11 protein-coding genes are annotated in these 22,386 nt (G+C 58.1%); all 11 read right to left on the bottom strand.

The window, feature by feature from the left end; all coding sequences use genetic code 11:
• Window positions 1-108: 108 nt before the first annotated feature.
• Complete coding sequence (locus KB449_RS35415) at window positions 109-1,251, bottom strand: HD-GYP domain-containing protein (RefSeq protein WP_282913129.1); 1,143 nt, start codon at window positions 1,249-1,251, stop codon at window positions 109-111.
• Window positions 1,252-1,414: 163 nt separating this feature from the next.
• Complete coding sequence (locus KB449_RS35410) at window positions 1,415-2,155, bottom strand: M23 family metallopeptidase (protein WP_282913128.1); 741 nt, start codon at window positions 2,153-2,155, stop codon at window positions 1,415-1,417.
• A gap of 72 nt (window positions 2,156-2,227) precedes the next feature.
• The gene (gene spoIID / locus KB449_RS35405; RefSeq protein ID WP_282913127.1) at window positions 2,228-3,547 is read right to left on the bottom strand and encodes a stage II sporulation protein D; all 1,320 of its coding nucleotides are present in this window, start codon (window positions 3,545-3,547) and stop codon (window positions 2,228-2,230) included.
• A 167-nt stretch (window positions 3,548-3,714) separates the two neighbouring features.
• Window positions 3,715-5,118 carry a UDP-N-acetylglucosamine 1-carboxyvinyltransferase gene (gene murA / locus KB449_RS35400; RefSeq protein WP_282913126.1) on the bottom strand — a complete coding sequence of 468 codons (1,404 nt, stop codon included), beginning with the start codon at window positions 5,116-5,118 and terminating at the stop codon, window positions 3,715-3,717.
• Between the two features lie 229 nt (window positions 5,119-5,347).
• Window positions 5,348-5,599 (bottom strand): DUF1146 domain-containing protein, encoded by a 252-nt coding sequence (locus KB449_RS35395; protein ID WP_282913125.1) that lies wholly within the window; start codon window positions 5,597-5,599, stop codon window positions 5,348-5,350.
• Window positions 5,600-5,639: 40 nt separating this feature from the next.
• Window positions 5,640-7,814, bottom strand: a complete 2,175-nt coding sequence (locus KB449_RS35390) for a S8 family serine peptidase (RefSeq protein ID WP_282913124.1) — start codon at window positions 7,812-7,814, stop codon at window positions 5,640-5,642.
• A gap of 478 nt (window positions 7,815-8,292) precedes the next feature.
• Window positions 8,293-15,633: a cadherin-like beta sandwich domain-containing protein gene (locus KB449_RS35385; protein ID WP_282913123.1), complete on the bottom strand. Its 7,341-nt coding sequence runs from the start codon at window positions 15,631-15,633 to the stop codon at window positions 8,293-8,295.
• Window positions 15,634-15,854: 221 nt separating this feature from the next.
• Complete coding sequence (locus KB449_RS35380; RefSeq protein ID WP_282913122.1) at window positions 15,855-20,042, bottom strand: cadherin-like beta sandwich domain-containing protein; 4,188 nt, start codon at window positions 20,040-20,042, stop codon at window positions 15,855-15,857.
• Window positions 20,043-20,287: 245 nt separating this feature from the next.
• A complete protein-coding gene (locus KB449_RS35375; RefSeq protein WP_282913121.1) occupies window positions 20,288-20,749 on the bottom strand; it encodes a Dps family protein in 462 nt (153 codons plus the stop codon).
• An 84-nt stretch (window positions 20,750-20,833) separates the two neighbouring features.
• Window positions 20,834-21,844: a YpdA family putative bacillithiol disulfide reductase gene (locus KB449_RS35370; RefSeq protein ID WP_282913120.1), complete on the bottom strand. Its 1,011-nt coding sequence runs from the start codon at window positions 21,842-21,844 to the stop codon at window positions 20,834-20,836.
• A gap of 134 nt (window positions 21,845-21,978) precedes the next feature.
• Window positions 21,979-22,380 carry a F0F1 ATP synthase subunit epsilon gene (locus KB449_RS35365; RefSeq protein ID WP_282913119.1) on the bottom strand — a complete coding sequence of 134 codons (402 nt, stop codon included), beginning with the start codon at window positions 22,378-22,380 and terminating at the stop codon, window positions 21,979-21,981.
• Window positions 22,381-22,386: the final 6 nt, after the last annotated feature.

Genomic DNA, 22,386 nt, shown 5'->3' with positions numbered 1-22,386 from the left:
ACGGCGGGGCTTATGGGTCAAATGGACTTCTAACGCGTCCTAATAAACGCAAAAAAAGACGAGCCCAAAGGCCCGTCTGGCGTTATCTATACCGTCGGTCTCAACCGCTCATCCCTTGATGGACACGGCGCGGGACACGTAAATGCGAGCATTCTCGTTAAGATCGATCTCGTACGGGGACGGCACGCGGCCGTCGGCCTCCCGCACGACCAGCACGACCGGCTTGTGCGCAGGCCGATTCGCCGTATCCTTGACGATCGCAGTCTCTCCGCTGCTGAGGATCACGGCCATTCCCGTCGGGAAGATCGTGAGGTTCTTGAGAAACGAACGCACGACGCCGATGCCGAACTCGTAATTGCCGGCAGCGAACATATATTCCATCGCTTCGCAGGGCGGATAAGGATCGCGGTGATGGCGGGGCGAGAGCAGCGCGTCGAACACGTCGGCCAGTCCCACGATCTGCGCCATGTCCGGAATCTTGTCCTGCGCGACTCCGTACGGATAACCCTCCCCTCTGTAACGCTCGTGATGAAGCAGCGCGCACTTGGCCGCGGCGTCCGGGACCTCGCGCATGCGCCCGAGCGCGTGATAACCGAGCGTCGTATGCTGCCTGACCGCCTCCATCTCCGCGTCCGTAAGCTTGCGTCTCGCGCGGAGCAGCCCGGGCGATATCCGCGTCATGCCGACATCGAACAGCAGCGATCCCACGGCCAGCTCGTACTGGGCGTTCGAATCCATCCCTCCCGACGCACCGATCACGCCCGACATAAGCGACACCTGCAGCGTGTGGTCGAAGAGCGATTCATCGGTCTGTCTCAGCACGCTCAGCTCCTCGGCCACCGCCCGGTGGCTGACAGCCGAGAGAAGGCGCTCACGGTAGCCCCGTTTGAAACTCGCCAGCTCGGCGAGCGGCAGCGCAACCCTGCTGTAGTTGTCTTCCGTCTCCAAAAAACGGATCAGACTGTGATGCGTCTCCTGCAGCTGGACCGGATCCGCGCGCAACAGCTCGATCTCCTCGAGGCTCCTGACCTTCTCGTCGGGCCGCAGCTTCATGCGGGAAGCCAGCAGCGCTTCGGCCGCCGCACCGCGCTTGCCGAGGGCGACCGATTGAAATCCGAGATTCTGCAATCTATGTATGTATTGCGTCGTAAGCTCCGTGCCGGCTTCTAGCATGACCAATCCGTTCTTGCCGTACACCGGCCTGTCCAGCACATCGCCGGGGTGAAGTTCGTCTACCGTCACGAGCTTCATCTATCACGCGTCCTCTCTGAAGTCGATAGATCCTCGGAAGTATCATTTATGGTACTATCGTAACACAAATACCATCATTTGGTCAGCTATTAAAATGCAAAAAATAGACAGAGTTGCCCTTGCGCGCCGCCGCGCTCGGGACAACCCTGCCCTTGGTACCAGATTACTGTTGATCTTCGATCAGCGAAGCCGGATCGACGGTCTGGCTGTTGCTCTTGACCGCGAAGTGGACGTGAACGCCTTCGTTCTTCTCCAATTCGCTGACGCCGGCCGTGCCGAGCACATCACCTTGCTTGACCGAATCTCCTACTTTGACTTTCAACTCCGCAAGGCTTTGGTAGACCGTTACGAGACCGTTCGGATGCTTGATGTTAATCTCGTAACCGTTTTGAGGCGTCTGCTCCGCTACCGTCACTTCGCCGCTCATCGCAGCCTTGACGTCGAACGCCTTGCCGTCCTTGCTCGCGAGGTCGATCGCCGTATGCGGCACGAACTTGTTGTCGTACTGCACCATCGCCGCAGCCTGCTCTTCCTCCGTGCCGTTCTGGTTGTAGTACGGCACCGCGACCGACATCGCATCCCGGTTGGTCACCGGCCAAGCGAGCGTCTCGCCGCTTGCCGCGACGGGGAGCGCATCCGGATCCTCGGCGGTCTGACCGTCAGCGCCGACCTCCTGCTGCACGCCTGCGGTGCTCGCTTCGTCCTTCGGCTTGCCGCTCGTTCCCGAGCTGGCGTTCAGCCAGAGGATCGTTACGATGATTGCCGCTGCGGCCATGTACATGGCGGGGAATACCCACCGCTTGGCAAAAAACCTTTTCCATGCCGAAGGCCTGGACGACGAGCTGACGACACTTCTGGTGCTGCTTGGATCGATCTTGCCGTTTGGTTTGTTTGAATCATTCATTTTTTATCACCTCACAACAGAGTGTTGCCAGATGATAGTTTTTTAAACATGCCTTTTGCAAGATTAAGGGATTTATAGCTTAGCAGTGTCGCCGCTCGCCGTTTGAAGCGCGGTCACCGTCTTCAGTTGTATGCCCGTATAGTAGTGGCGTACGATCTCCGCGGCGGTCGCGCCGGTCTTTGCCATCCCCTCCGCGCCCCACTGGCTCATGCCGACGCCATGCCCGCTGCCGTAGGTCGTAATCGCGATTTTCCCCTTCTCGATCTTCCAATCGAACGCGGCGGATCGCAGCCCTAGCAATCTGCGAACCTCGATTCCCGACAACGTCTTGCCGCCCACGGTCGCTGTGCTCACCCTCTTCCCCTCGGTCCAGCCGTTTATGACAGCCGAAGGCCGTTTGCCAAGACCCGTCAGCGTCGCCAGCGACTTGACGCCCAGCTTGCGATAAAATTCGCTTAGCTTCATCTCTACGGTTTCCTCGGCACGGGGCGAGTCTTTGCGATCCCATGGGCTGCTCACCGACACCAGATAAGGCAAATCTGCAGAGAAAACGTCCTTAGCGTTTTCCGTATATCCGTTGCTGCTGGAAAAGTAAAGAGATTCGATAGGCGCGCCGCCGTATACCATGACGATTCCCCGCGTCCTTCGCACCGCTTCGTCTACGGCGGCCCAAGCCTGCGGGTTTTCCTCCTTCAGCTTGTTCATCTCCGCCCGGGAGCGATAGACTTGATGCGCCACCGTGTCGGTCACGTCCGCGCCGCGAACAGGCACGCCGGAACGGTCCTCGTTCCACAGGCGGCGGATCAAATAAGTGCGCGCCGCGATCGCCTGCGCCTCCAGCGCGGCCGGCTCGAAGTCCGTCGGCATCTCTGCCGCAACGACGCCTTTGACATACGTCTCCAGACCCGCGCGCTCGACCCGCTTGTCATCGCTTAAGTAGATTCGAACGACGAGCGCGCTGTCCGCCCGATCCGCCTGCAGCCCCCGCGCGGCGTCTGCGGCGGACAGGGCGCCCGCGCCCTTGCTTGGCTTTTCCGACGTCTTTTCCCCTTCATCCTCTTGGGTCTCGATGCCTTTCTCCCCGGATGGATTTGCAGGCATATCCGCCTTATCCGGCTCCTCCTTTTCCTCTCGTACGCTGTCCCACGCCGCATCCGCGCTCTCTTCGACGATTCGCGCCTGATTCGATTCTCTCGCATGGCGTTCTGCCCAGGACCAGCTGGCCAGAAGTGCACCCGTGCCAAAAGCCAAGATAAGCAAGAGGCCGATCGAGCGCATGCCGCTTTCGCCGGCAAGCAGAAACCGACCTTTTAACCTGCCCCCGCTTCGATGGCGGCGCACCGAATAATACGGCCTTTTGTTGCGATCCGCTTGTCCATTTTGCTTTTGCATGCCTTCGACTTCCTCTCTCCGTTGTCCTTTTCCTCGCACGCTACCAATCTATGAACGTCGCGGAGTCGCTAGAACAAGTCAAGAGAACGCAAAAAAGCCTTCGCGCCCGGGACCGGTTCGGTCCAAGGCGCGAAGGCGCAGGATGATAAGTGCGGTTAAAGGAAATATCAGGCCAGCGTCGGCTGCACGCGCAGCATCGCCACGCTGTCCGAGGCGACACGCTCTTCGGAAGCGACCTGAAGCGTTCGCCTTACGGCAGGCACGGGCGGTGTTTGAACGACAGCTGCGGCAGCTGGCGCCGGGATTTCTTCGCCGTCGCCCAGGCGGCTAATATCCGCACCCAACGCGGCCAGCTTGCCGACGATGTCCATATAGCCGCGGTCGATGTGATGCGTGCCCGTCACCTCGGTCACGCCTTCAGCAGCGAGACCGACGCAGATCAGCGCAGCTCCCGCGCGCAGATCCGTCGCGCAGACCGGTGCGCCTGACAACCGCTTGCCGCCCGAGATGACGGCGGTGCGACCTTCGATCTTGATGTCGGCCCCCATCTTCGCCATCTCCTCGACGTGCATGAAACGGTTCTCGAACACCGTCTCCGTGACGATGCTCGTACCGGGGCTGGCGAGCAGCAGCGCCATGAACTGCGCCTGCATGTCGGTCGGGAAGCCCGGATAAGGCAGCGTCTTGACGTCGACGGCCTTGAGCGGGCGATTCGCGAAGACGCGAATGCCGCTGTCGTCCGCTTCGATGCCGACGCCCATCTCCTCGAGTTTGGCGACGACCGGACCCAGATGGTCGCGGATCGCGCCTTCGATGTACACGTCTCCGCCCGAGATCGCGGCGGCGATCATGTAAGTGCCCGCCTCTACCCGATCCGGAATAACGGTGTGGCGAATGCCCTTAAGACGTTCTACGCCCTCGATGCGGATGATGCCGGTGCCCGCGCCGCGCACCTTCGCGCCCATGGCATTCAGGAAGTTGGCGAGATCGACGATCTCCGGTTCCTTGGCGGCATTCTCGATCGTCGTGACGCCGTCCGCGGTCGCGGCTGCCATCATGATGTTCTCGGTCGCGCCTACGCTGGCTACGTCCAGATAGATGCGCGCCCCGCGCAGCCGTCCGTCTACCTTCGCCTCGACAGAGCCTTGGCCGAAGCCGATCTCGGCGCCCATCGCCTCGAAGCCCTTGAGGTGCTGGTCGATCGGGCGGGTCCCGATCGCGCAGCCGCCCGGCAGCGAGATCTTAACCTTGCCCTCGCGGGCGAGGAGCGGACCCATGACGAGGAAAGACGCCCTCATCTTGCGAACGAGCTCGTAAGGCGCCTCGTGCGAGATCAGCCGGTGCGCGCGCAGCGTCACGCGGGATTCGTGTCGAAGCGCCTGAACGCCAAGCGCCGAGAGCACTTCCAGAATGTTATACACATCGTCCAAGGCGGGTACGTCATCGATGACGCAAGATCCTTCTTCCGCCAACAGTGTGGCGGCGAGGATCGGCAGGACGGAATTTTTGGCGCCGTGCACGCGGACAGTCCCATTTAGGGGACGGCCGCCGCGGACGATGATTTTGCTCATGGGTGGTTCCCTCCGCGGGTGTAGAATCAATTCCGAAGACCGTGCTTTCACCGATGCCGGCTCCAGAAAACCCAAATTCCATCATACCACCGTCCGTCGGTTCGGTACAAGCGGCATGTTTTGACAAAACTTAAACATTTGGTCCGACAAGATTCGCCTTCAGGCGACTTGCTTCTGCTTTATTACCCATTGTGATCATTTTGATTCGACGTTATGCGAAAAACTTCTGCTACGACGAATTGAACAGGTGCCTCAGCGACGAAGCCCAATTCCAGTAATCCAGTACGAACCCGGCCAGCAGGCGTCCTGCGATGATCGCCAGGATGAGCTGCGCGAGCCGCGCCCTGGGGCTTTTGGGATGTCGGAAAAATTGCTCCCACTTGACCTCCTGCAGCACGACCCATGCGACAGCGATGAATCCGAGCGTAATGAAAATGGAGAACAAGCTGTCCCAGCCCATTGTGTAATAAATGGATTCCATCCGCCGAAAACGCTCCTTATCGCCGCAATTCCAAAACGTTTCAGTCGGCGCTCGTCACGCCGAACCGATAATACGCGGAACGATCCGCGCGATCGGCCGTGATCCGGGCATAATAAGTCCCGGCAGCCAGCTTCTGCGGGACGTTCAGGGAAGCGCTCTGCGCCTTGCCTGACCATTGGCCGAGCAGCTTCAGCTGTTTGTCGTATACCGCCAGCTTGAACGTCGAGTCTTCCGGTATGCCTTCGAGCTTCCATGCGAAGCGGCCGCCCGTCGTCTTGAACCGGAACCAATCCGCGTCCTCCTTGGACGAAATCAGCCCTTTGAGGATGCCGGCCTCGCCGGGAACGAGCGAGGCGGCCGTCAGCGGACCGTCGTTCGGCTCGCCCAAATCCGCGTACGTAGTAATGTATTCCAGTCGGACCGTATAGGTCCCTATCACGGGCGGAGCTCCGTCGGCGGCTGCGTTGCTGACCCCTATGTAGTACCTGCCTGCCGGCGCGTTCTTGATCGTGGCCGTTTCCGGCAACCCGTCGCCGTTCGTGTCCGTCAGGACTTCGGCCTGCCCGACTCGCTGCAGCGTTATCGCGGGATCGATTCGCGTCGTGTCCGTCTCCACGGTGACCTTCAGCGTGCCGGACTGGGGCAGCTTGACCGTCGTCCAATCGTTGTCGTCTTCGCGATCGAACGTCCCGCTCCAGGTCTGCGTCCGGGGTTCGATCGCATAAGCCGAAGCCCGGGTAGATCCGGGCTCCGTCCGGTCGGGCAGCATCCGGAAGCCGGAGGTAAGCCTGTAAGGCAGCGTTGACGTTCTTGAGGATCCGTCTACCCTCAGGTAGTATTTGCCCTTCGATACCTTCCAAGTCGTCGTTCCTCCGCTTGTACCGCTCACGCTCCCAGCGATCGGATTAACGCCTCCCGGAAGGTATAGCGACAATTTAACCGCAGCAGGTCCGATATCAAACAGGTTCGTCTGCATCCGTACGGACAGCATCCCGTCCGATTGCGCTTCGACCGCATACCAGTCGGTATCGAGCAAGCCGCTCCATGCCGAATAGACCTCCGTGCCCGGAGGAAAAGGCGAAGCCGACCGCTGCGCACCGTTAGGCTCGCGCCAATCGGCCGCAAACGCGGCGGACAAGGCCTGGTCCGCGCGTAAGAGCCCATAGCCCGTCGCGTCGTCGCGGCCTTTGGCGCCGATGTCCTCGGCCGTGCGGCGCAGCGTCTCGCGAAGGAACGCAGGCTTCCATTCCGGATGCGCAGCCCGCAGCAGCGCGACCGCTGCCGCCACTTGCGGCGCCGCCATGGACGTGCCTTCCATAGTGAGACGGCCGCCGCCCAGCGCGAGCGTATCGACCTGCCACGACGCGGCCAGGTCCACCTCCGGGCCGCCCGTCGAGTTGATCTGGCCCTTGCCCGCCTCGGCGCCTGCGACAGCCAGTACGGTCGGGTAGGCGGCCGGATATTGCACCGCCGCTCGCTCGCCAAAATCGGCCGCGTCATTGCCGGTCGCCGCGACGAGCAGCACGCCCTTGGACTCGGCCAGGTCGATGACGCTGCGCATGCCGGGCGCGTCCCTGCGGAGGCCGAGCGACAGCACGACGATGTCCGCGCCATGCTCGATGGCGTAGCGGATCCCGCCCGACAAGCGCGCTTCGTCGCCCTCGCCCTTGTCGTCCAACGCCTTAACCGGCATCAGCTTCATTTTCCAGGCAGCCTCCGCATTCGCTCCCTTCGCGGCCTCGGCCGCGGCGACGATGACGCCAGCCACTGCCGTGCCGTGTCCGTTGTCGTCCTGCGGCGGCTTTTTGTCGTCCAGCAGATTGACGCCCTCGGTCAGATAAGGCTGAAGCGCCGCATTCTTCAGATCGATGCCCGTATCCACGATGGCGATCGTGCCGACCACATCGCGTCGCAGCAGCTTCCAGGCTTCCGGGAAGCCCGTCTCCTTTAGAAAAGAAGCATTCGATAACGCCGAGATCGCAACCCGCGAACGGGAAGCGGATGTCTTGGCCGCCTTGCCTAAGCGGTCCGCCTGCTTTGTCGTCGCGGGGAAGGCGGTCGCGCCGAGCTTCGCCGCCTCGGCTGCCTTCATCGGTCCGACTACTGCGGTCAATCGCGAATCCAGGGAGCCGGTCGCCGCCAAGGCCGTGCCCAGAAGCACGGCCGCAGCCGCCGTACGAACCGTACGCCGTTTCCCTTTTAATTCTGCTGCCATTCTTGCCACGCCCTTGCCTGTCAGTAAGTGAAGCTATGAGTATATACCCACATTTTGGCGTTTAACCAACACGTATCCGTCATACGACATATGTAATTCGAATCCGTGGGCGGGACATAAGGCCGAGCAGCATCCTGTCATCGCGAATCCAGCCTAATATATATCGCTCATTCATTATTCATGCATTTGCATGCCCTATCAAGTTAATAATATTTAATGCTCGACGCGCGCTGTCTCATCTTTTTCTCATAATCGCGACCGCCGTCGATTCCGGTTACCACTCCATTCCCGGCACTGTCCCCCCCAATGCTAGACCGTGTCGCTTTCATATTTAATAGCTATTCTATTTTTCGACATCATTTCCCTTCTTTCGGGATAAAAAAAGTACTTAGGTCATGGTTATAGACGCGGAGTACCTTCTAAAAAAACAACCCGTTTAGAGGAAACATCCCTCTAAGCCGGATTGTTTAAATTTTATTTAAGCCGTTGGGCTAGAACCTGCACCAAAACTCAATAGATAAACAGCAGTCCGACCGCTCTGCTGAACGACAACCTTGTAGGTTTGAACATCCCCGTCCGACTCCAGCCAGCTCAGGGGGAGGCTCCAATGCCAATCTTCGTTGACTCCCGTACGCGCCAGCGGCTGATCGTCGTCATCCATCGCATAAATCTGGATGTTACCCGACAATTGAGAGACTCGCAGCTCGACGCCGGTCGGTATCATCGTATTGTCGTTCGACCAGAAATAGGCACCTGGCCTCTCGTCATTTCCGTAAAAGAAGCGGGCAATTGACTCAGTCGTCCATTCAAAGCTCCCGCCCTGAAATCTGGCCTGGAACAATGGCATACCGACAGGCGCGAACACGCCGACTGCCCGCGTGACCGAATGATTCGCCGAATCATTATGCGTAAGAGTGCCTTCGTAGATGGAATTCGTGAAGTCCCAACCGACAAGATTAGAAACTTCCTGCCCTTCCAGCGTGCTGATTTTCACTTGAGGCGACTCGGAGGACGCAAACCAATTGGACGGCAGTGTTGCATAATAAGTATTTTTCCACTTAATCGCTCTCATACGGTCCGGGTTTGTGCCCGCCGTCATATTCGTTACAACGACAGAGTTCCAATTATAAACTACGAACTGGTACGTAGCGGCAGCGGTATCTTTCCCATCCCATTTGACTTCCACCGTAAGCTTGTTAACACCGCTATCCGGATACCAGCGCTGCTGCTCTGCATCGAATTCGGATCCGTCCGTCTCAAAGAACAGATGGTATCCGTCGGGCTTGCCGAAATTCATGCTTAACCAGTCGCCATCCTCCATCTCGAGTGCACCCGAATTCCAAACATCGCTTCCTGCGGATGTCCATGAGACCGGTACGTCTCCATTGATCTTGGCGGCTTCCGTCAACAACCGCTCCACATGAATATGATAGACGCTGGTTGTGTAGGACCCATCACCGGAACTGACTTCGAGCTCGTATTCCCCGGCTTCGTTCGGTGCGAGCGCATGCGCTTCGTTGTCGTCATCCCATAACCAAGGCTCGCCGTTAACGGTCAAACTCATATGATCCTGGTCGGCGGCGACGGCATGCACCACCATCGACTCGGGCGCTCCGTACGGAAGATAGACGGTATAATCGTATTGTCCTTGATCTACAGACACCATTTCGCTGCCGATTCGCAGGCCGCTGAGCTGGGCGGGAGGCGCAGACGGTTCTTCGCCGCCTCCAAACTCAGCCTTATATATGATCAGCGTGTAGGTCTGCTCAACCGTACCCGTAGGATCGGTGACTTTAATGCTGACTTCGTTGTCGCCCTCGCTTAAGCTCGATAAATAATATCGACCTTCGCTCAGTTCATTCGGACGCTCTTGCATGAATTCGACATCAACACGGCTGTATGGAGAATACGCGGCAACTTGCAGTATAACGCCTTCTACGTTGTAATCCACGTCCGCCCAGTAACTGAGTCCTTCTCCATCCAACGGAATGGGCTCTAATCCATGAGACTCATCCTGCGTTAACGTCACGCGCTCCCCGTCTAGTCCAGCTTCCGGCGCGTAACTCATTTGCGACGGGGCGCCCACAAAGACGATCCATTCCCTGATGTAATGCGTAGCGCTCTCTTCGGACATCGGGGAAAGCTTCTTATATTTGATCCTGATATCGTGATAACCCGGCGTCAGCGCCAGCTGACCTTGTGCTTGCATACCTGATTCATTTACTTGAACGGCGCTTGATTGGCCATCGATGGAAGCTTCCTCAACTTCATAATACTCTTCCAGCCAATAGTTACTGACCAGCGTCATACTCCAATCCAGGGTCGGATTAATGTCGCCGGCAGGCAATACCGCATATTGGCGCTGAACATAACCTTCGCTGGTCTCTTCTTCAGTTCCTTCGACTCTTGTCCAAGAGACAGGCCAGCCGGCAACGTTGGAAATTACGCTGGCAACGCCGTTATCCTGTGGATCGAAGTGCACGTATAGATCGTATTCGTGCTTGGTCACGCCATCCGTTTCGGTAACGGACAGTTTCAGGTGGCGGAGTCCGTCGGGTACTTGATACGCGTCGAACAAATAATAACCGCCCTCTTTATACTTCCTCAATTCGATTGGCGAATCTGCGTCGATTTCTTCGAGGGTCGCATCGGATACGAGACTCGAATCGAATTGCATATCCAGCCTTAAATAACTAAATGAGCTGTAGAGATAGGCTTGATAGACGGGCACCGCTTCGCTGCCGGTATTCGTCCAGCCTGCCTCGACGGGGAAGTCTCCACCGTTATACGTCTTCAATAACGACATCCCGTAAATGGAAGCGGAACCGTTACCGATCGTCACCGTGTAGGAGACGCTCCCCTCTTCTTCTCCCGCAGGATATAACTCTAGCGTGTAATCATTATAGCCGGAGACGATTCCGTTAATGGTTTGAGCCGTCTCCTCCGATTCGCCCCATGAGGCGACCGGATCTTGAGATGTCGCTCCGAACCCTGTGCCGCTATAAAGAGCAGCGCCGCTATAGATCTCCGGATCAAATACCAAGTTCATTTGGGGACTTTCATACGTTTCCGACAATGAAAAGTTATAGTAGTCATCGCGGATGTATTGATCTTTTTTAACTTCGAAACCTTGGACGCTCCAAGCCTCGATGCCTGTAGGCAGCAATGACTCCGGTTCCGTTAGCGTATGAGAAATATGAATGCGATGCCTGAACCTGTGCCCTTCCGAGTCCTTGACCACGATCTCGACGTTGTCGCCCAACTCCAAACCAAAGCTGTACTGGCCTTCTCCGTTAGACGGAAGCTCCGTTTGCCCATCCTCGTTGTTCACGACATAGATGCCAAGGAGTTCCGATTGAGGATCGACAAGGAGCGGAGTGAACGAAATATCTGCGTTCGTGCCATGAGCTGTCACACTGTAAAATCCGAAGCCGCCTTGGCTTTCGGCATAGAAAGATTGGCCGTCGTTTTCGAACGCCATCTCGCTAAGCGACAGCTTCAGAGAATCGGGACCGGACTCACTTTCCTCAGAAGGCCGCCATACGTTAATGATCGTGTCTTGGGCAGCCGGATTCCCGGCAATGTCCTTCATCTTGACAACGATCTCGTTCCAGCCATATTGTAGGGAATTCGCTCCGGCAAAAAACATCCCCATTTCAATGCCGTATCCCTCGGCCTCGAGTTCCGAAGTGACGTTTTCAGGTGTGAGGTACACCCGGAAACTCGCATTCGGAGCCGGCAAGATCATGGTGTAATCGTACGTGCCGTTATGACTGACAGGCAAGGTCGCTGACTCTTGGCCCGAATCCAGGTATGCATACACCATAGCCAATGCTTGGCGAGACTCGCCAACCTTAATATCGATCGTGTACTCGTCCGTCTCATTGGATTCTTCGTCGTATTCCCTTGTAATCTCGAGAATAAAGACGTTGTCCCCTTCTTCAAGCGTACCGAAATCAACCGCCATCGAGCGGGAAGCATCGCCGTCATAGCCAGCGATTAAATCATCGCTGTATTCTTTTCTTAGCGAGGCATAAGTTACCGTCTCGTCGAAGATCAGGTTCGAACTCAGGGAGACGGATGTATCCGGCAGCTCGGCGTAGAATACTTTCTCAAACATGTAATCCCGACCTTCGTGCCAAGCGACTGCTTGATTGTCGCTTCGCGCATCCGTCCAGGATGTTACGCCTTCAATCGTCGATACCGCAGAATTCCCTTCCCGCGTAACGACAATCTTGTATTCGGACACAGTCGTGCCGTTTTGCGCCGTTACGACGACTTTTAAGTTATTTTCGCCTACCGCCAACGCATGAAGCCCGTCGCCTGTCAGTGTAGCGAACGGAGAACTGGCTGTCGCGTTAATCACCAATTCGCTTCTAGAGTAGGGAACCGAAAGCGTATAGTCCTTGGTATAAGCGCTAAACGGCGGCGTAAGCGTCCCGTCCGAAATGGTTAAGCTGCTCAGCGTCGAGTCTTGCGAAGCGGGCTGTCGCGTTACCAGAATGACGTAACTTTGCTTAAACCCGCTTTGGGACGTTACCTCCACAGCAACCGTATTTTGACCCACGCTTAATGAAAGTTCTCCGGTCTCGCTTCCGCTAGCCGCACTTTGATTGTTGACTTTGATCGTAGAGGTTCCCGCCGCAACGGTCGGCGTCACTTTTATCGTCGTCGTCGTGTACGGCACACTTACTGTATACTCGTTGACGCTGCTCTTGAAGCCCGGAGACAACGTGCCCGCAGATACGGATAATCCGCTCAGCATTGCGTTGCTGTCAGCCGAACGCGTCACGACGATGACATAGGTCTTGGGCGACTTGCCGCTTTCCGTTGTGACGATCGTTATGGTCTTTGGTACTCCCGCCACGAGATCGATAGCCTGCGAGTTTTGGCCGCTTACGACCACTGTTCCATTTACGGTCACAGTGCCGCCGCCTTGCGCATTTACGGTCAGACTGGATGTATCGCTGGAAGCCAACACATCAGCGTAGTTATACGTGGTTTTAACAAACGAGAACCCGCTAACCGATCCGCTCAGCGCAAGCTCCGTCAGATCCGCGCTCGCCGCCTGCGTATAGCTCGCGCTGCCGACCGGACTGTTCGGATAGCCCGCACGCGTCGCGATGGCCTTGATCGTGCCCGCGGCGTCGATGGTCGGCTTGCTGCTGGCCGAATACTCCTTGGTCGCGCCCGTGACGCCGGTCGCGGGCGTGCTTCCGTCCGTCGTGTAATAAATATGCTCGGCGCCATCCGAAGAGATCGTTACTGGCGTGCCGAAAGCGACCGCGCCTGACGGCGGGTTAAACGTCGGCGTGGCCAAAGCCGAGTTTTCGCGCGTGACCATGATCGTATATTTCTGTTTATCGCCGTTCTGCGCAGTAACTTCGACCGTGATCTGATTGGAGCCCGCGCTCAGCGGGATCCCGGCACTCGCGCTGCCGCTCGTTACGGCCGCGTCGTTGACCTTGATCGTCGCCGCGCCGTTTGCCGCCGTCGGGGTCACCGCGATGCTCGTTACCGCGTTGCCTACGCTCGCCGTATAGTTCGTCGTCCCGCTGGCGAACGTCGGGCTCAACGTCCCCGCGGACAGCGTCAGTCCGCTCAGCGTAGCGTTGGACGAAGGCAGGCGCTGAATCGTAATGGCGTACATCTTCTGCGTGGCGCCGTCGGCGGCGCGCACCGTAAACGGCACGCTCGTATTTACGATCGTATAAGGAATTTCCGCGCCCGAGGCGTACTCGTTGGTTCCTAGCAACACCTTCGCAGTCGCGTTGATCGTATTGATCTTCAGCTTGATCGCCGACGTATCGGACGGTACCTTGACCGTCCAGCCGCCGCTGCCGGAAACGACTTCGTAAGCGGTCGTTCCGTCCGTTCCGGTCGCCGTAACGCTCTGCACGGCCGTCTCGTTCGTCATCGACCGGACCGCGGTCAGCTTGTACGACATGACGACGCCGTCGATCGTCGCTTGAATGACGATCTCATTGGTTTGTTGCGCCAGCGGAATGTTGTACCGCCAGGCGATCTGGTCCGGCAGCACCGTACGCGCCGCCGTGAACATCGGCTCCGGCTCGACGTTCTGGCCGTTGACCGCGATGTCCAGCTCCGGGCCGGTCACGGGAACGACCAGCGTCAGGTTGCTCGTGCCGCTCGGAATGCTCAGCGGGGCCGGTGCGGTTGTCGAGTTGAAGTCGATGTTAATCCCTTCGGCGCCAGGGAACACGACGCTAACGTTGTTCAGCATCTGCCGCGTGACGGTGACCTTGTAGGACTTGCTGGCGCCGTTCTGCGCGGTGACGAGGATCGTAATCTCGTTTGCGCCGTAGGCAAGGTTAACGGTACGCTGCCCGCCGTTCGGCGTCTGCCCGTTGATCGTGAGCGAAGCAGTACCGCTCTGTACGCTCGCCCCGACGACGATGCTTGTCCGGCTGCTCTCGACGCTGGCCGTGTACGACATAACGCCCGCGTCGAAGGAAGGACTGATCGTCGCGCCCGACAGGCTGAGCGAACCGAGATTCGCATTGGCAGGATCGTTGCTAATCGGCGTCGGCGTGGCGGCTGGACCGGTGCCGTTGTTATTCGCCTTGTCCGTCTCATACTGCTGCTTCTGCTGCTCGTTCAGCTTTTTCAGCAGCTCTTCCTCGGCTTTTCGCTTGGCCGCTTCCGCCGCCAATCTGTTCGCCTCGATCTGCGCCTGCTTGGCCGCCTCGATGGCCTTGAGCGCCGCGGCGTTAATCTTGTCCGCAAGCTCCTTCAGCTTGGCCGCTTCCTCGGCCGCTTTTTTCTTCGCGGCTTCCTCGGCCAGCTGCTTTGCCTTTTCTTGCTTTGCCTTTTCCTTATCGCTAAGCTGGCTCAGCTGGTCCTTGTCCAGCCCGAACGACGTTTTTTCCTGCTCTTCGATCTTCTTGATCTGCTGCTCGTCCATCTTCTTCTGGTCGATCGCCTGCTTGGCGATGACGCCCAGCAGCTCCTGCGTATTCTGGATAAACTGCTCCAGCTGCTGCTGCAGCCCCGCAGGCACGCCGCTTTGTTTGAATTTCTCGACGGTCTGCCGATTCTCCTCGTCGATCTTCTCCTTGCTGCGCAGAATCGCTTCGATGAGTGCCGGAGAAGCGTTTTTGACGATCTCCTCGATGTCCACAAGCGTCGTCAGCTCGCCCAGATCGGTACCGCTCGTCGGATCGAGCGAGAGCTGCTGCGTCGGATACAGATCGATCGTCTTGGACCCGCCCGACGAGCCGGTCTTGCCGGAGCTCTCTCCGCTCTCGCTTCCCGTCTTCTCCGCATTCTCGGACGTAAACCGCACGACGCCCGACATGACCGACGTATTCGTACCGCCCGTCTCCGGATTGACTCGCGCCAGGAACGCCGTGCCGCGCACGCCCATGATCGCCGTCGGCGTCTCCAGCTTGAAGTCGTCGTCCTGGCTCTTGATCGACTTTACGTCCACCCAGGCCGTTCCCTTGAGCATGCTGACCTTCGTCACCGTGCCCTTTTTGTCCGACAGCTTCGAAAACGTCAGCGTCGCGTTCTCCCCGACCGTGAACTTGTCGTCCTCCGACGTCCCGTTCGAGAACTGCAGCACCGCCGATCCTTTGCTCCCGGTGATCAGCTTGTCCCCCTGGTTCAGGCTCAGCTTCGCGAACGCCTTGAACAGCTTCGAGCCGCCCGCTTTTTGCACCTGCACGTCTCCGCTCAGCTGCTTGATCACCGCGATCCGCGACGAAGAAGCCGCGTGCGCCTCCCCGCCGAACGCAGCCGATACCGGCAGCAGCAGCAATAGCGCCGCCAACAGGTACATGCTCAACTTTCGATACATGAACTTCACTCCTACTTTTCTAAGTACTTGAACGCTATCTATGTAGCTGTCAATGCAAGAAATCAATGAAACAAGCTATTTGATTATATCGTAAAATTAGCATTTTTTGTCGATTTATCAAGCGAGATCTTCGTAAAAATTAAGCACGTTTCTTGTAAAAAAATCTCCCGCTCTCCATAGGAGGAAGGCGGGAGATTTTCTGGCGGGTCGCATCTATCTTTTTACTCGGAGGCTCGCTTGATCACGAGATTGCAAGACCAGGCTGCACCCTCGAACAATCCGGTCGCCTGCATGACGATCTCGCTCGTCCCGGGCTCCGGCGTCAGTGTATAAAGCCCGTCGCTGTTCGGAGCGTAGGGGACGTCTCCTACCTTTACGACGGCTTCCCCGCCTGCAGGCATGCCCAGACCGATCCACATCCTTTCCGGAAAATCGTCCAGGTTCGCTTCATAACGGCCAGTCGCTTCATTGTAGGCGAACACCATGCTGGAGCCCCATCCGGTATAGATCAACCTAGGATAGACAGGCGCCCCACGATATACAACGAGATCGTAATCGAGCCGGCTCCCTTGCTCATCCCTGACTATGACCGTGTATTCGCTTCGTCCCATAGGAAGCGCCCCGACATAACGGCCCGTCCCCCCTGCGCCATAAGGCCCCAGGACGACCGCTTCCGTCGTACCTTCGTCCGTTACCCAACGCAGATCAAGCAGATCATGCGCCTCCGGCACGATCAGACGGAATCGCTTCTGCCCTTCGTAAACCAAGGAGGATTCTGTGGCAGGCTCTTCGCCGTGCGAACTTTGCGCGCTCCAAGAGGCCAGTCCCACAGGATTCAACGCTAGCGAACCGTAATAAAGATGAAGGTCGATGCTCGCATGCCTTCCGTACGAGTCCGTCATTTCGATCAAAAAGGCGTTGTCTCCGTCAGCAGGCGCAAACGGGTACGTGAAGCTGGATTCCGTCTCGTCATAGGGGACTTCGACATCGTTGATCCGAACGGACGAATCCGGATCAGCGCCGTTTACATAAAGTTTGAAGTCGCTTTGTCCCGGGGCGTCGTTCAGCATGGCGTGAAGACTGCCGGCAAAACTGTCGAGCTCGGCCTCGCGCTGCTCGCCGTCCTGCTTGTATGCGATGCTGGCCTGAACGTCCGTCGTCATGTCCGGTTCAAACGCCAGCGTGTACGCCAAGGGCGGGCCGTCACCGGAGATCGGGCGTACGACGACGAAGCCATAGTTCGCCCAATCGCCGTACAACTGTAATGGGTAACGCCCTGAGCCTTCGGGGGTTTGGCTCACGCGATCAAAGGATGTATATCCCCCTTGATAGACGGCATCGATTTTCATGCCCGAACCCGGTATGGGCTTGACGTTCACGGCTACTGAATCGACTGGCATCGCTGCCCGATATACGGTCTGCTGCGACGCGTCGCGGATGAATTCGACCGGCGCCGCGGAGGCCTCCGCAGGGTACTGCACAGGCGTCCCTATGATGCTCGCCATATCGTAACCGTCCGGCAAGCCGTCTCCTCTCCAGATGTGAACGACGCCTTCTTTTGCCGTTCCTTCGTGGCCGGGGTAATACGTCCGAATCTCCGCAACGTTCCATCCAGGCGACAACGGCACGATATAGTAGCCTTCGGCATTCCGTACGGCCTTCACTCGATTTCCGGCGCCGCCGGGATTGAGCGGATCCGCCTCGTAAACCCAAACGTCGGATTCGACCAACATATCGAAGCTATTGCTGCGAAGCATCAGATTCTGGTCCTTTCCCCGAACCGACACCGTATAATTGCCGCCCCCGGCAGGCACCAGATGAACTGCAGCCCTGCCGTCCGTCATCAGATTCGCAGCCCATTGCTGCTGCTTGACCGCGATGTAGTAGACTTCATAATCCGTTGTCGTACCGCCTTCGGTTACGGAATAGGAGAGTCTGACGCTGACGACAGGATCGTCCATCGGCATGCTTCCGAATAACGAGCCGTCTTCCTCTTGTTGGATCGTCTCCTCGCTGACCGTCAGCCTTGCGTCAGAGACGACGGCCGGATCGAACTGAAATTGCATACTCAGTTGTCTGTCCTCTTCCTCCGGCACGAAGAGGCCATAGGACTTGCTTACGTACGATCCGTCCTTAAAGCTGTAAAGAAGCATCGGCTCGATGGGCGCTTCTCCCCAAGCAATGCCCAAAGACACCAAACCTTTCAGTTCGATATCAAGAGGTTTGACCCATATAAATACGGTCGCGGGCGCCGATTCTTCCCCGTTCGACATGGCCTTGAACTGGAAGCTGTCCATGCCCGAGAAGTCATCGTCCGGCGTATAGCTGAAGGAACTGGAGTCGGCCGCATTTAACGTCGCTTCGCCGTGTTCGCTTGCGGCGACGATCTCGTAACTCACGGCTCCACGGCTGCCATGGCTTCGCAAAATGCCGTTGACCGGCGTGTTGGCATTCGTCTCTATCGAAAAGCTCTCTGCCGTTAGCGTCGCCGCCCTGTTAGCGATCAGCTGGTAGGTCTTTGTCGCGTTACCGATCTGCGCTTGAATAACGATCGTATTGGAGCCCGGCTGCAGCGGGATGCTGTAGGTCCAGGCCGAATCGGCCGCGACATAGACGAGCGAAGCCAGCCCTGCGCCGGTCGGGGGCACGGACTGCCCGTTGACGGTCACTGACGGCGCTTGGGCGACCGGCAGCTTCAGCGTCAGCGATGCCGTATTCGCAGGCACGTCGAATGTCGTAGCGGGATTCGCGGCCGTAAAGTCAATATGAAGCGGCAGGCCGCCCGCGATCTCGATGTCGGCACTGTCAAGCAATTGGCGCGTCGCCTTAATCTTGTAAATCCGGCTCGACGTGCCATTAGCTGCCGTTACGTGAAGCTGAATCTCGTTATCTCCATAAGCAAGCGGAATGTGAGCGGCTCCGCCCGTCCAATCCATACCGTTGACGGTCAGCTTCGCGCCCGGCTCATTCAAGGAAGGCGTAACGTCCAGGAAGGAGACGGCGCCTCCGACGCTGACGGTATAGGCTAGAATATCCGGATTAAACGTCGGGCTTAGCGAAATGCCCGTCGGCAGCCCCAATCCGTTCAGGCGCGCATTGTCCGAACCCGGCGTCGGCGTCGGTCCCGTCTCCCTTGGTGGCGTCGGCGTCGGGAGAGACGTCCCGTAGTTGCCCGCCTTGTCCTTGCTGTATTGCTGCTGCTGAACGGGGGTCATTGCGGCGAGCAGCGCCGCTTCGGCCTTCGCCGCCGCCTCGGCCGCAGACTTGCGGTTCGCTTCCGCTTGCGCCAGCTTGGACGCTTCGATCGTCTGCATTTGCCCCGCCAGCCGCTGCTCAAGCTCCTTTAGCTTGGCCGCTTCCTCGGCCGCTTTTTTCTTCGCGGCTTCCTCGGCCAGCTGCTTTGCCTTTTCTTGCTTTGACTTTTCCTTATCGCTAAGCTGGCTCAGCTGATCTTTGTCCAGCCCGAACGACGTTTTTTCCTGCTCTTCGATCTTCTTGATCTGCTGCTCGTCCATCTTCTTCTGGTCGATCGCCTGCTTGGCGATGACCCCCAGCAGCTCCTGCGTGTTCTGGATAAACTGCTCCAGCTGCTGCTGCAGCCCCGCAGGCACGCCGCTTTGTTTGAATTTCTCGACGGTCTGCCGATTCTCCTCGTCGATCTTCTCCTTGCTGCGCAGAATCGCTTCGATGAGTGCCGGAGAAGCGTTTTTGACGATTTCCTCGATGTCCACAAGCGTCGTCAGCTCGCCCAGATCGGTACCGCTCGTCGAATCGAGCGAGAGCTGCTGCGTCGGATACAGATCGATCGTCTTGGACCCGCCCGATGTGCCGGTCTTGCCGGGGCTCTCTCCGCTCTCGCTCCCCGTCTTCTCCGCATTCTCGGACGTAAACCGCACGATGCCCGACATGACCGACGTATTCGTACCGCCTGTCTCCGGATTGACTCGCACCAGGAACGCCGTGCCGCGCACGCCCATGATCGCCGTCGGCGTCTCCAGCTTGAAGTCGTCGTCCTGGCTCTTGATCGACTTTACGTCCACCCAGGCCGTTCCCTTGAGCATGCTGACCTTCGTCACCGTGCCCTTTTTGTCCGACAGCTTCGAAAACGTCAGCGTCGCGTTCTCCCCGACCGTGAACTTGTCGTCCTCCGACGTCCCGTTCGAGAACTGCAGCACCGCCGATCCTTTGCTCCCCGTGATCAGCTTGTCCCCCTGGTTCAGGCTCAGCTTCGCGAACGCCTTGAACAGCTTCGAGCCGCCCGCTTTTTGCACCTGCACGTCTCCGCTCAGCTGCTTGATCACCGCGATCCGCGACGAAGAGGCCGCGTGCGCCTCCCCGCCGAACGCAGCCGATACCGGCAGCAGCAGCAATAGCGCCGCCAACAGCGTAAATCCAAATTTTCGAATCATACTCGCACTCCCAATCCCTACCTAAAATAAGTGCCTTTGCACGGTCATTTGCTATGTTAAGATGCCGCAATTACTATTATAAAATTGGAAAAATGGCGAATATATGCGACTACATTCACAATTATCGCCATAAGCGGCCACTGAATCTGTAATGACCGCCACATAATCGCGCGCCTAAACAAAAAAATCCCGTCCACCGGAAATTAATCCTGCGAACGGGATTCTTCTATAAATATCCTATGCTTTTAAGCCTTCACTTTGGTCGGCACGTTGATTCCGGCTGTCGCGCTCAGCATCCAGATGTGCTTCTGCAGCGCTTCGACTTGCTTCGTGAGCAAGTCCGCCGTCGGCGCGTCGCCGGCTTCGTCGGCCAGCTCCAGCGTTTCGTTCAATCCGTTGGTCAGCAGGATAAAGTCGTCGATGACGGCCTTGACCATGTCGACGTCCTTCGTCTCGTCGCCGCCTTCCTTCACCTTCGTGAGCGACAGGTATTCCTTCATCGTGGAAGCCGGCTTGCCGCCGATCGAGAGGATACGCTCAGCCACCTCGTCCAGCGAGAGCGCCGCGAAGTCGTACAGCTCTTCGAACTTTAAGTGAAGCGTCTGGAAGTGCGGCCCCTTCACGTACCAGTGGAAGTGATGCAGCTTAAAGTAAATGACGCTCCAGTCCGCCAGATTTTGATTGAGATTGTTCTGGATCTTAGGCATGTGAATCCCTCCCGATTGGATAAGCTTGCTCTCCTAATTTACCCGGGAAGGGCGTTCTTCAAGCAGGCGTGCCTCAAAACCGCTCTAAACCGTCCGCAAAGAGGCCAGGTGCTCCGCGATTTTACGACCGTGATAACGTCCGCTTTCGATAAAGATTTCGTTGGCATCGCGGCCCGTCGAGACGACGCCTGCGAGGTAGAGTCCGGGTACGTTGGTCTCCATCGTCTCCGGATCGTGCGTCGGCGGGATGATCCCATCCGGCGCCTCGACGCCCATCGACCGCAGGAAAGCCCGATCCGGACGAAAACCCGTCAGCGCCAGCACGAAGTCTGCAGGCAGCGTTTCCTTGACGGCCTCTGGCCGGCCGTCAGCCGAATCCGCAGCGCGCACGCTTTCTATCGTGACCTGGTCGTAGCCGATCTCCACGACTCGGCTCTGAAGCCGCAGATCGATTCGCCCTTTTGCCGCATAGCTGTCGAAAATCGGGCGCACCCAAGGCTTAATGTTGGCGGATACCGATTCTCCCCGGTACACCACCGTCACCTTCGCGCCTACGCGCTCCATCTCCAGCGCCGCGTCGACGGCGGAGTTGCTGCCGCCGATAACGACGACACGCGTCCCCGCGTACGGATGCGCTTCGGTGAAAAAATGGCTCACATGCGCGTGATCCTCGCCCGGAATGCCGATCCGGTTCGGATGGTCGAAGTACCCGGTCGCGATGACGACCTTGCGGGCATGCGTAATGGCAGGCTGCCCGGATCTGCCCACCGACATGACGCGGAACGCGTCGCCGTCCCGTTCGACGGCGGTGACGGCTTCATAGCGGCGAATCCGCAGCTCCCGTCTCTCGGATACGATGCGATAATAATTCAGCGCCTCCAGGCGGGATGGCTTGTCGTTCGGCGTGATAAACGGCACGCCCGCGATCTCAAGCATCGGCGCCGTGCTGAAAAACTGCATATTGACCGGGTAACGGGAGATCGAATACCCGACATTTTCCTTTTCGAATATTAACGGGTTGTAGCCCTTGTCCTGCAGTTCGGCCGCGGCAGACAGACCGCAAGGCCCGGCTCCTACGATGACGATATCTTCCATGACGCAGTTGTCCGCCTTTCCTCTTGATGGCTTCTTTTAAGTATACGTCCAACGACCGCCAGTGTAAAAAACGCAGAAATCGCCGGGAGGCGGCTCCCTGCGAACAGGTGCCGCCTCCCGGCGATTAGGTAAGGCTATTCTCCGCCGCCGACCCGAATCCGGGTGAGCGCGCGCTGCAGCGCAGCCTCGGCCCGTTTGTGGTCGACCTCGGTTTGCTTGTGGTTCAAACGGTCCTGCGCGCGCTCCTTGGCTTGCTGCGCACGGTGGACGTCGATGTCGCCGCCGAGCTCCGCGGATTCGGCCAGGATGACGACCTTATCCTTGCGGACTTCCATGAAGCCGCCGTGAACCGCGATAAACTCATCGGTGTTCCCGATCTTCGCCTTGACAGGCGCGATCTTGAGCGGCGTCACCAGCGGGATGTGATGCGGCATGATGCCCAGATCCCCGTCCACGCCGCGGGCGACAACCATGTTGACGTCCTTGTCATAGACAGTCCGCTCGGGGGTGACGATCTCCAAACGTAAGGTGCTCATATCGAT

This window comes from Cohnella hashimotonis (assembly GCF_030014955.1).
GTDB lineage: Bacteria > Bacillota > Bacilli > Paenibacillales > Paenibacillaceae > Cohnella > Cohnella hashimotonis.
This window is presented reverse-complemented; position numbering and strand designations above follow the sequence as displayed.

Excerpts from the sequence above, each read along its gene's own strand:
- KB449_RS35415 (WP_282913129.1), bottom strand. The coding sequence starts at position 1,251 with ATGAAGCTCGTGACGGTAGACGAACTTCACCCCGGCGATGTGCTGGAC.
- KB449_RS35375 (WP_282913121.1), bottom strand. The coding sequence starts at position 20,749 with ATGCCTAAGATCCAGAACAATCTCAATCAAAATCTGGCGGACTGGAGC.
- KB449_RS35385 (WP_282913123.1), bottom strand. The coding sequence starts at position 15,633 with ATGTATCGAAAGTTGAGCATGTACCTGTTGGCGGCGCTATTGCTGCTG.
- KB449_RS35380 (WP_282913122.1), bottom strand. The coding sequence starts at position 20,042 with ATGATTCGAAAATTTGGATTTACGCTGTTGGCGGCGCTATTGCTGCTG.
- KB449_RS35395 (WP_282913125.1), bottom strand. The coding sequence starts at position 5,599 with ATGGAATCCATTTATTACACAATGGGCTGGGACAGCTTGTTCTCCATT.
- KB449_RS35390 (WP_282913124.1), bottom strand. The coding sequence starts at position 7,814 with ATGGCAGCAGAATTAAAAGGGAAACGGCGTACGGTTCGTACGGCGGCT.
- KB449_RS35410 (WP_282913128.1), bottom strand. The coding sequence starts at position 2,155 with ATGAATGATTCAAACAAACCAAACGGCAAGATCGATCCAAGCAGCACC.
- murA (WP_282913126.1), bottom strand. The coding sequence starts at position 5,118 with ATGAGCAAAATCATCGTCCGCGGCGGCCGTCCCCTAAATGGGACTGTC.
- KB449_RS35365 (WP_282913119.1), bottom strand. The coding sequence starts at position 22,380 with ATGAGCACCTTACGTTTGGAGATCGTCACCCCCGAGCGGACTGTCTAT.
- spoIID (WP_282913127.1), bottom strand. The coding sequence starts at position 3,547 with ATGCAAAAGCAAAATGGACAAGCGGATCGCAACAAAAGGCCGTATTAT.
- KB449_RS35370 (WP_282913120.1), bottom strand. The coding sequence starts at position 21,844 with ATGGAAGATATCGTCATCGTAGGAGCCGGGCCTTGCGGTCTGTCTGCC.